General features: G+C 62.6%; 8 protein-coding genes. 4 read left to right on the top strand and 4 right to left on the bottom strand.

The annotated features are described in order from the left end of the window. Together WEB61_RS02125 and msrA are read left to right on the top strand one after the other, a co-directional pair. On the top strand, positions 1-1221 hold a 1221-nt coding region (locus WEB61_RS02125), incomplete at its 5' end, for a phospholipase D family protein (protein ID WP_368062681.1). A gap of 83 nt (positions 1222-1304) precedes the next feature. Next, positions 1305-1952, top strand: coding sequence for a peptide-methionine (S)-S-oxide reductase MsrA (gene msrA, locus WEB61_RS02120; protein ID WP_368062680.1), 648 nt, complete (start codon positions 1305-1307; stop codon positions 1950-1952). On the opposite strand, the gene WEB61_RS02115 is transcribed toward msrA, so the two are convergent. Further along, positions 1942-3126 (bottom strand): AI-2E family transporter, encoded by a 1185-nt coding sequence (locus WEB61_RS02115; protein ID WP_368062679.1) that lies wholly within the window; start codon positions 3124-3126, stop codon positions 1942-1944. The genes msrA and WEB61_RS02115 overlap by 11 nt on opposite strands. Positions 3127-3463: 337 nt before the next feature. On the opposite strand from WEB61_RS02115, the gene WEB61_RS02110 reads away from it, so the two are divergent. Next, a complete protein-coding gene (locus WEB61_RS02110; RefSeq protein ID WP_368062678.1) occupies positions 3464-4408 on the top strand; it encodes an IS1595 family transposase in 945 nt (314 codons plus the stop codon). Between the two features lie 460 nt (positions 4409-4868). On the opposite strand, the gene WEB61_RS02105 is transcribed toward WEB61_RS02110, so the two are convergent. Beyond that, positions 4869-4994, bottom strand: coding sequence for a hypothetical protein (locus tag WEB61_RS02105; RefSeq protein ID WP_368062677.1), 126 nt, complete (start codon positions 4992-4994; stop codon positions 4869-4871). A gap of 25 nt (positions 4995-5019) precedes the next feature. Between WEB61_RS02105 and WEB61_RS02100 the strand changes: the two genes are divergently transcribed. Next, on the top strand, positions 5020-5784 hold the full coding sequence (locus WEB61_RS02100; RefSeq protein WP_368062676.1) for a hypothetical protein: 765 nt from the start codon (positions 5020-5022) through the stop codon (positions 5782-5784). A 148-nt stretch (positions 5785-5932) separates the two neighbouring features. Here the strand turns inward: WEB61_RS02100 and WEB61_RS02095 are convergent, their stop codons facing one another. Further along, a complete protein-coding gene (locus tag WEB61_RS02095; RefSeq protein WP_368062675.1) occupies positions 5933-6304 on the bottom strand; it encodes an endonuclease domain-containing protein in 372 nt (123 codons plus the stop codon). Between the two features lie 205 nt (positions 6305-6509). Then, positions 6510-7412 (bottom strand): RNA polymerase sigma factor RpoH, encoded by a 903-nt coding sequence (gene rpoH, locus WEB61_RS02090; RefSeq protein WP_368062682.1) that lies wholly within the window; start codon positions 7410-7412, stop codon positions 6510-6512. Between the last annotated feature and the right edge of the window lie 163 nt (positions 7413-7575).

The raw sequence follows: 7575 nt of genomic DNA, 5'->3' as shown, positions 1-7575 counted from the left end.
GTGCGCGTGCGCGCACTGGTCGACGGCTTTCACATCGGGACCGGGGCGGCGCCGCTGAAGCGGATCGCGCGTCATCCGAATGTCGAGGTGCGCATCTACAATCCCTTCCGGACCTCCTTCCGCTCCGGCCTCTTGCGCTACACCGAACTTCTGTTCGATTTCGCGCGCCTCAACCAGCGCATGCACAACAAGATCGTCGCGGTCGACAATACGCTCGCCATTGTCGGCGGCCGCAATGTCAACGACGCCTATTTCGGTCTCGACGCGACGAACTACTTCCTCGACCGCGATGTCGTTATTGCCGGGCCGCTGACGGCGGAGATTTCGGCGAGCTTCGATGCCTTCTGGAACGATCCCTATGCGGTGCCGGCGCGCGATTTCGCGCGCGACGATGCCTCTTCCGTCAATGCCGGCACGGTCTGGGCCGAGGCGCCGGAACTGGCGCGCGATGAATTTCCGCTGCCGCGCCGCATCGAGGGCGCGGAACTTGCCGAAAAATTCAACGATCTGCGCGGCCGTCTCGTCTGGGCGCCGGGGACGCTGGCGCTGACATCGCCGGGGCCGGTCTTTGCCGGGCCCGCCCGCCTGCCGGTGCCGCGCATCGAAGACATGCTGCTGACGCAACTCGGCGCGGCGCAACAGGAGGTCGTCGTGCAGATGTCCTATGTGATGCTGACCGGGCCCCGCGCGGCGGCGCTTGAGGCGGCCAGGGCCCGGGGCGTGCATATGGTCCTGCAGACCAATTCGCTCGCCTCGACCGATTCCGCGATCGTCCATTACGGCTATGCGCGCGACCGGCGGCGCTTCCTCTACCGCGATGTCGAGCTTTACGAATTGAAGAACGTGCCGCAGAACGCCCGCGGCATGGCCCAGCTCGGCATCGTGCCCGAAAAGACGACGCTCCATCCCAAGACCATGGTCTTCGACCGGCGCCATGTCTTTCTCGGCTCGTTCAATCTCGATCACCGCTCCATTCTCTACAATTCGGAAATCGGCATCCTGATCGACAGCCCGGTTCTGGCCGCCCGGGTTCTCGGCGCGATCGCCTGGGACATCGCGCCGGTCAATAGCTGGCGCGTCACCATGGAGCCGCCGCGTCTGATCTGGCACGATGAAAGCGTCGAGCCGCCGCTGCGCCTCGACAGCGAGCCCAATACGGGCGTGATGGCGCAGATCCTGACCTGGATCGGCTATTTCCTGCCGATCGACCATCTTCTTTGAGGGCTGACAGGCCTTTTCGGCGCGCCTAAGCTCGCCTACATCATAAGCCTGCCCCCACCCGCCCCCTGAAGGGAGGTTCGCCCATGTTCAACCTGCGCAAGAAGACCGAAATGCCGGCCCCGGCCGATGCGCTGCCGGGGCGCGACTTCGAGATCCCGACCGCGACACGCCATTTCGTCAATGGCGCGGCGCTGAAAGGGCCATATCCCGCCGGCCATGAGACCGCGATGTTCGGCCTTGGCTGTTTCTGGGGCGCCGAGCGCAAGTTCTGGGAGGTGCCGGGCGTTTCGGTCACGGCGGCGGGCTACGCGGCCGGCCTCACGCCCAACCCGACCTATGAGGAAGTCTGTTCGGGCCGCACCGGCCACAACGAGGTCGTGCGCGTCGTCTTCGACCCGACAAAGGTCGCCTACGAGGCGCTGCTGAAACTTTTCTGGGAGAGCCACAACCCGACGCAAGGCATGCGCCAGGGCAATGATGTCGGCACGCAATATCGCTCCGGCATCTATGTGACAAGCGAGGCGCAGCGCAAGGCCGCCGAGGCCTCGCGCGCGGCCTATGCGGCCGAGCTTCAAAAGCGCGGCTTCCCCGACATCACCACCGAAATCCTCGACGCGCCGCAATTCTATTTCGCCGAGGACTACCACCAGCAGTACCTCGCGAAAAACCCCGGCGGTTATTGCGGCCTGGGGGGCCTCGGCATTTCCTGTCCGGCCGGCATCACGGCCTGAGCGGTATTCCACGCGTCCCGCCCGCACCCGTCTTTTCCTCCGCGTCCGGCAGCGGCGCGGGCGCCGGCGTCGGGCTGCCGTCGATGAAATAGCTGAACTTCCGCAAGCGCTCGCTCTGCGCGAAGCAGGTGTTGAGGATGACGAGGATCGGCACCGCCAGCACCGCGCCGATCACGCCCCACATCCAGCCCCAGAAAACGATCGAGACGAAGACCACCGCCGCGTTCAGCGTGTGGCGGCGCCCCAGCACCGACGGCGTCACGAATTGCGACTCGACGATGTTCCAGAAAAGATAGATCGCGGGCACGGCCAGCGCCTGGACGAGGCTGTCGAAGGTGATGAAAGCGGCAAAGCCCATCAGCGCCATGCCGGCAAGCGGCCCCGCATAGGGAATGTAGTTGAGGAGCGCGGCCGCCACGCCCCAGAGCAGTGCGTTGGGCAAGCCCAGCGCCCACATCGACAGGCCGACGGCCACGCCGAGCCCGGCATTGATCAGCGTGATCGAGAGCAGATAGGTCGAGATTTCGCGTTCGATGCCGCGCAGGATGCGCCGCGCCTTCTCCTTGTCGGTCAGGCGTTTGGCCGCATGGATGATGCGGTCGCGCAGCATCTCGCCGCTCGCCAGCAGGAAATAGAGCAGCACGATGAAGATCAGGATCGAGGCGCCCTTTTGCGCCGCCACGTCGACGAGCTGCGCCATCAGGCCGGGCTGGCGCATCACGACTTCGGCCGGCGCGCCCGCCTCCCGCCCCAGTTCCTCCATCTCGCGCGAGACGCGGCGCATCGTTTCGACCGGCTCGGCGAGTTCGCTCGACTTGAGTTTGGCGTCCTCGATGGCGGCGGGAATGCGCGTCGCCCATTCGACGGCGGGCTCGGCGAGCATATAGACGGCGCCCGCGAAGGCGCCGGTCAGCGTCGCGACGACGAGGGCGGCCGAGACGGGCTCGGGCAGGAAGCGGAAGGGCGCGGCGCGCAGGAGCGGCATGAAGATGAAGCTCGCGATCACGGCCGCCACGATCGGCGCGACGAGATTCTGCGCCAGCCAGGCCGTGTAGAGCAGCGCCAGCACGGCCATGACCGCCAGCGCGGTTTCGGCCTGCATCGGCAGCGCCCGCGCGCCGCCTTGCATGGCGGTGCCGGCCTCCCGGCTGCGTTGCGGATCCTGTTCCGTCATCCGTCGGTCCCAATCCGCCCCCGGGCGAGCATAGCGCAATTCGCGGCGGCACAGCGCAATTAACGCCGGCGGGTGGCCGGCAATATGGGCTGTGCCTCACGCCAAATTCCCACCCTCCCTCTGTGGGAGGGTCGAAATTTTCTGAGCGTCAGCGAAGTAAATTTCGGGGAGGGGTGAGCGGAGAATCTCGGCGCATAACCAGTAACGCGTTCTCTGCCGATAGCGGAGTCCCCCTCCCCAAACCGCTTGCAGCGGTTTGACCCTCCCACAGGGGGCGATTATCACCTTGACGTAGTAAGGTGCAATACCTAGATTATTGCTCATAGGAGATAGACCCATGAGCAAAGCCGCACTTTCAAATCCGATCTTCCATGACGCCGACAAGGCCCGCGAGTGGCTTGAGGCCCGGCTTTGGAAAGACGGCCCGATTTGCCCGAAATGTGGCACCGTCGATGAAGCCACGCTCATGCAGGGTGCGTCTCACCGTCCCGGCCTCTATCAGTGCAACGCCTGCCGCCAGCCCTTCACGGTCACGGTCGGGACGCTGTACGAGCGTTCCAAGATCCCGCTCAACAAGTGGCTTGCCGCGACGCACCTCATGATGGCGTCAAAGAAGGGCATGAGCGCCCTTGAGATCGGCCGCCTGCTCGGGATCAGCAAGAAGTCCGCTTGGTTCCTCTGCCACCGTATCCGCGAAAGCCTGCGCCCCACGTCGCTTACCCCGATGGGCGGCGAAGGCAAATTCGTTGAAGCTGACGAAACCTATATCGGCGGCAAAGAGACAAACAAGCACCGCTCCAAGCGCAACAGCAAGAACATCGGCGGCATGGGCAAGGAGCCCGTCTTTGCCCTTGTGGAGCGCAAGGGGCAGGTCCGCTCGCAGCACGTCCCCGGCGTCAGCGCCAAGACGTTGCGTCCGATCCTTGTCGCTCAAGTTGACGCCAAGACATTTCTCATGACCGACGATGCAGGCCAGTACCGCCACATGCACAAGGACTTTGCCCACCAGACCGTGAACCACGGCGCGGGTGAGTACGTGCGCGGCGAGGCCCACACAAACACAATCGAGAATTACTTTTCGATCCTGAAACGCGGCATCACCGGCACGTTCCATCACGTCTCGCAGCAGCACTTGAAGCGCTACCTTGCCGAGTTTGACTATCGCTATAACGAGCGCGAAGCCCTTGGCGTCGGCGACGTTGAGCGCTTCGAGAAATCCATTCCCGGCATCGTCGGCAAGCGCCTTACCTATCGGCGGATTAACGGCCAAACAGCCGCATAAGGGCAAGCGCTACCACGGGCCCAAGATGAAGCGTCCACGCTAACCGTTCGGGGGGAACCGATGTCTTCGCACCTCAATGATTTCGATGCCGATGGCGTACAATTCTTTACGTCAGAGGATGGGGAACGAGTCCGATTGATGTTCACTCGCGATGACGGCGAGCACAGGGCAATCGTTCTTTCTCAACGCTCCCTAGCGTCACTAGTTGTGGGCGCTCAAGCCATGTTATCGCCCCAGAGCGCAACGCCGATTGATCAAAACTCACTGCGAGCCGGAACAACCATTCGTGTGAACGGAGTCCAGACCGCCCCTCGTGGGGATGATCTTGCTCTGACATTGCTTGCGGACCTCCCAGAACAAGATCGAGGCGTCATAATTCCGCTGACGCTCTCAAAAAAAGATGCCAAGTCTATGGCGCTACAGTTACGGATTTGGCTTGAGAGTGTCAGATAGAGCCCACCTACTTGGCGGGCTTCTTTTTCGGTTTGCGCTTCGGCTTCGGCGCTTCTTTGTGAATCGGCGGCGTTTTCAGCGCCACGTCGACGGCGCGCTCGAAACGATCCCAAGCGTCGGGCAATTCGTCCACTTCTCGCCCTTTTTTCCCAGTCGCCATGACCAACCAATACGAGCCAAATATGCCAGCGCAGCCTCTTTCTCGCGTGAAGTCCAAGGCCGGAATCAAGTGGGGCCCTGACGCCTTGAAACGCTATCCCGACCTTTGCTGCATCGTGATGGATACTATCAGTCTCGGTTCGCAAATTGAATACAACTGGTCGGTTATAATTGTTGATCTTCTCAGGGCGGAGCCCCGTGCCGGTATGGCGATGTATGAGGCTCTCGCAGGAGGCGAAGCAAGAAGAGCGGCATTGATGGCAGCGTCTCGCGTCAGCCTGCCGAAAAACGACTACCTGCTAGTGCAGGCCGTCGAGAAAGCGCTGGCTCCGACACGGCGAAACAGAAACAACTTCGCGCATCAAATATGGGGCATCTCGGACGAGGTTCCCGACGCATTGATGTTGATCAATCCCGCCGCCCTCCGAGAGTTTGAAGTTGGAGTAGCAACAACCAACTTCGAAATGAGCCGTGGGCGTAAGGCCAAGATGTTCCCCGACCTGGACCGTGCGTCCGTGATGGTCTGGAAAAAACGCGATCTTGAGGAGGCCCGATCTTCTACTATCGACGCGCTTTCGATCCTCGCGACCTTGACCGGCGCGCTGAACCAGAGCTATCCGGTCCCGGGGATAAGCGCGCAAGCACGCCGCCAGATATTACGTTGGCCTCAAGTCGCACAAGCCCTTCAACACTCGAATAAGAAAAAAACTCCTCCAACTCCTCCTCAACCGCGCGGCGCAAGGCGCCCGGCGAAACCGAAATGATCTCCTCTTTGTTGGCGGCTCTCTTTGCCACTTTAGTTTTCCTTGCGGGGTCACCACAAAACGCCGGCCTGTCCATTCCGATCTAGGAATAGCAGGCTGCTACGTCAAGGTGATAATTGCCCCACAGGGGGAGGGTGGGTGTTTGGTTTCAGCGTTTGGCGGGCGGGAGATCCTCACGCGGCTTTCGGAGCGCGTGCCAGATGGTTTCGACGACATCGTCGGTTCGGGCGAGCGCGTCGTTGTTCCAGAAGCGAAGAATCTCATAGCCATCGGCTTCCAGCCATTCCGTTCGCCGCGCATCATGTGCGAGTCCGGCGGGCTCGTTGTGCTGGCCACCATCGACCTCGACCACCAGCCTTCGCTCGAGACAGACGAAGTCCACGACATAGACGCCAAGCGGATGCTGACGACGAAACCGGTAGCCGAGCGCATCGTTGCGCAATCGGCCCCAGAGCCGCCGCTCGGCATCGGTCATGTTCCGGCGCAAATTTCGAGCACGCTGATCCATCATGCGCCTCATTTTAGCGCCTACCCTCCCCCTGTGGGAGGGTCAAACGGCTGCAAGCCGTTTGGGGAGGGGTGCTCCGCTATCGGCGAATGGCGCGTGATCGATTATGCGCTGAAGTTCCTTGCTTACCCCTCCCCGCAATTTGCCTCGCTGACGCTCGACAAATTCCGACCCTCCCACAGGGGGGAGGGTGGAAGAGAAAAACTCCGCCTGCGGATCAAAAATCCGCCAGCGCCTCGCGGCGTTCGTCGGCCTCGGCGCGCATCGCGGCTTTCATCGCCTTTTGCAGCTTCTCGAAGGCGCGGACCTCGATCTGGCGGACGCGCTCGCGGGAAATCCCGTATTCCTGGCTGAGGTCCTCCAGCGTCGCCGGCTCGTCCTTCAGCCGCCGCTCGGTCAGAATATGCATCTCGCGCTCGTTCAGCGTTTCCATCGCGGCCGCCAGCATTTCGCGGCGCTGGTCGAGTTCCTGTTCCTCGCCCAGCATGGTTTCCTGGTCGGCGGTGTCGTCCACCAGCCAGTCCTGCCACTCGCCGCTTTCGGAATCCTGCCGCAAGGGCGCGTTCAGCGAATTGTCCGGGCCCGACATGCGCCGGTTCATCGAAATCACTTCGTCTTCGGTGACGCCGAGGCGCTCGGAAATTTCCTTCACCTGTTCGGGGCGCAGGTCGCCTTCCTCGATCGCCTGGATCTGGCCCTTCACGCGCCGCAGGTTGAAAAAGAGCTTCTTCTGCGCCGCGGTCGTGCCCATTTTCACCAGCGACCAGGAGCGCAGGATATATTCCTGGATCGAGGCGCGGATCCACCACATCGCATAGGTCGCGAGGCGAAAGCCGCGCTCGGGCTCGAAGCGCTTCACCGCCTGCATCAGCCCGACATTGCCTTCCGAAATCACCTCGCCGATCGGGAGCCCGTAGCCGCGATAGCCCATGGCGATCTTGGCGACGAGCCGCAGATGCGAAGTCACCAGCTGGTGGGCTGCCTCCGCGTCTTCGTGTTCGCGCCAGCGCTTGGCCAGCATGTATTCCTGCTGCGGCTCCAGCATCGGGAATTTGCGGATTTCCTGCAGATAGCGCGACAGCGAGCCTTCGGGGTTCGGCGCCGGGGCGAGCCGCGCCACGGCCTTGCCCGGCGCCTTGGCGGCGGCCGGCTTCGCCGCCGTTTTGGCGGGCAGCTTGCCGGCGGGCTTTGTCGCGTCGTCCTCGGCCATGTCGAACCCCTTCATCGTCTGCGGCATCGTCTGCCGCGGCGATCAATCACCTTCTTGACGCGCGCATCGATAT

The organism is Parvibaculum sp., assembly GCF_040882025.1.
GTDB lineage: Bacteria > Pseudomonadota > Alphaproteobacteria > Parvibaculales > Parvibaculaceae > Parvibaculum.
The sequence above is the reverse complement of the archived record's forward strand: the minus strand, read 5'-3'. Positions and strand labels throughout refer to the sequence as shown.